Origin of the sequence: Methanocalculus sp., assembly GCF_029762515.1 — an archaeon.
Classification (GTDB): domain Archaea; phylum Halobacteriota; class Methanomicrobia; order Methanomicrobiales; family Methanocorpusculaceae; genus Methanocalculus.
In genome coordinates this window covers 1-2,531 of record NZ_JARVGN010000339.1, presented here as the reverse complement: position 1 = coordinate 2,531, position 2,531 = coordinate 1, and the positions used below count along the sequence as shown (strand labels likewise).

Annotated in this window: 2 protein-coding genes and 1 pseudogene; all 3 read right to left on the bottom strand. The window is 51.6% G+C overall.

Features of this window, described 5'->3' with window-relative positions:
- The coding region (locus QCH34_RS10585) for a restriction endonuclease subunit S (protein WP_300333894.1) at positions 1-895 on the bottom strand (895 nt) is incomplete at its 3' end.
- Positions 892-1,899, bottom strand: coding sequence for a HEPN domain-containing protein (locus tag QCH34_RS10580; protein ID WP_300333892.1), 1,008 nt, complete (start codon positions 1,897-1,899; stop codon positions 892-894). The genes QCH34_RS10580 and QCH34_RS10585, both read right to left, overlap by 4 nt.
- Positions 1,896-2,531 (bottom strand): annotated as a pseudogene (locus tag QCH34_RS10575) (hypothetical protein); the annotation flags it as partial. The gene QCH34_RS10580 and the pseudogene QCH34_RS10575, both read right to left, overlap by 4 nt.

Below are 2,531 nucleotides of genomic sequence, written 5' to 3'. Positions count from 1 at the left end.
TCTCTCCCGATCCGGCAAATAATAGATCACCAGTTTGAATGAGGAGTGCAGTTGCGGCTATATTTTCGGGTATTCGTGATTTAAGGATTACTACATAACTATTGTATTGAGTATAGATCTCACCATATCGGATGCATTCCAAACCTTCATCTGATACATCATCTCGCCTGATCCCCTTACCCTTCATGAAGGTGCCAAGATTGCCAAGCCGCTTCACCTCCCAATCCTCCGGGATCACCCCCACCTCTGTATTCTTATAACCAGAACTCTTCGCAAACCCCGGCAGCCTCGTCTTCCCGGTGAGGAGCTGCTGCATGGCGGCCTGCTTGATGGCCCGCTTCTTTGCGATCAGCGCATCCAGCGCCCCGATGAGCCCGTCCGCATCGGAGAGGGCGGCGGCGATGGCGCGTTGTTCGGAGGCTGTTGGAGGTAGCGGAATTTGTTGTTCGAGAATATCCGACCGGGAAAGGCCAGGAATAAGGCCAGTTGATGCGGCCTTGATCTGAGATGCATTCTGCTGAAGGGAATAAAAAAGGAACTGAGAATCCCATGTTTTCACTCGAATGGCCATCAATTGCCTGCTGATGCAGTATGCAGCATCAGCCTCAATCAGAGTTCCAGACCCAGATCCTTTCACAGTGACAAGAATATCCCCTTCCTGGCAAATGGTTGTCGGATTTGTCGTGAATTTTGTTTGCTGAATGTGGCCACCGGGGAAATCGGCCGGGCCAGTGAGATATGGAACCCCATCGCCACGTACGTTACAGAAGCATGCGAGAACGTGATGCCCGGATAGTAGTGATATATCATCACGCAGCAGTGAAACATCCCAATCCTCCGGAATCACCCCCACTTCCGTCTTCTTATATCCCGGCTTCACCGCCTCCTCACTCATTCAACCTCATCTCCAGGACTTAGAATCAATCGTGCATCGTTTGAAACGCCAGGTGCATCATCGGGCAGGTCAAAGATCAGATCGTACAATGCATCCATCTCTTCGAGGGTGTGCCGTGTAATATCCTGTAATTCAGGCAATTTGTCAATCAGCGGGGAACCTGGTGAATAAAATTGAAGCGGGTTGAAATTACCATTAGGGTATCGTGATTTCGTCGCATGGGGAGAGGAGATTATCGAGAGGTAGAAGAGGTTTTGTACTATTCGTACTATTTTGAGCAATACATACATCAAATATTCAAAGGATTCCTTGTTCGGGAGAAACGCGGTGAAGAACGAATCCAATTCCGTTCGCATCGCAGCTTTTTGTTGGGATGGAATGGGTATTGAATTAAATAATGATTCAAGCTGGGTTTGAAATTCTTCCTTTACTCCTTTAAAATTCTCATCGCTGATTCCCTCTTTACGAATCTTTTCCTCTGCTTTTTTAATCCCTCTGTTGAAAGAATCAATCGCAGAAAGGTGCCTCTCAAGAGCCTCTATCGGGGGATTGGAATTTACGACAGTACTGAGATATTCGTCGATCTGATGCAGCTGCTTTTTAATGGATGATGCAAGTTCATCGAAATCTATCCCTGATGACTGGAGCACCGTCTTGAATTCAGGATCTGTGTCCATTTCTCTATTCAGGGTGGGTAGATCGTTTGAGATCTTAGTGAACGGTCTTTTATAGACTCTTAAGGGATTATGGCCGATCTTTTTGTGTAAATCATCCTCGGATACTATTTCAAAAAGAAGCCCCAGGGACTTGACTGCCTTTTCCACTGCCTGCTGGAGATAAAAGACTGACTGGGGAAAGTGCTCCCTATAATACAGGATTATGGAACTGTCCAGGTCTTCCAACGCTATGAACAACAAAGAATCAAAGGTTGGTTGATCTTCTCCTGGTGTTATTTCTATGACATCCATTCCTGTGTCCCCAATTTCGTCGACATCCCACCTCATCGCCACTCCAGCCCCATCCGTTTCAGGTGCTCCTCGACCTTCGCACCGAACTCTTCCACCTCCTGCTCCAGCTCCGGCAGGGGCCGGGCATACCGCTTGTCCAGCTCCTTCACCCGGGCCGCGAGCCGCTGGGTGAGGCGCTGCACCTCGCCGTCGATCCCGGCCCGTATCGAGGCACACCACTTGTCCTCCACCACCAGCGCCGTGACCTCGTCTTCGGTGAGGGTGGCGTACCGGGCGAGCACCCTCTCGTCCAGCGCACTTCTGGCATCCTTCACCGCTTTCCCGGCGCCGGCCTCCGCCTCGAGGAGCTCCATGCACTGCGTCAAGGCCTCGCATTCATCGGCAAACTCCGGGTCGTTGCCGATCTCTCTCTGCCGGGCCTTCACCGCCGCTTTGGTGACCTTGCCCTTCTCGTTGGTCGCGTCCTCCAGCAGGCCTTCCTCCCCGGACTGCTCCTCGACAAACTCCTCCAGCTCGCGGGCGGCGGTCTCCTGCAGCGCCTCCAGCTCCTCGATGGCGGAACGTTCCCCGGCAAAGAACCGGGCGACCATAAGGTCCGGCGGGACAAGGTCCATCTTGTATTTCTTCCGGCCGATGGTCAGGTCAGGGCTCTCTTTGATCTTGCGCTC

What these genes read in the sequence shown, in the direction of transcription:
- QCH34_RS10580 (WP_300333892.1), bottom strand. Translation starts at nt 1,899, where the DNA reads ATGAGGTGGGATGTCGACGAAATTGGGGACACAGGAATGGATGTCATA.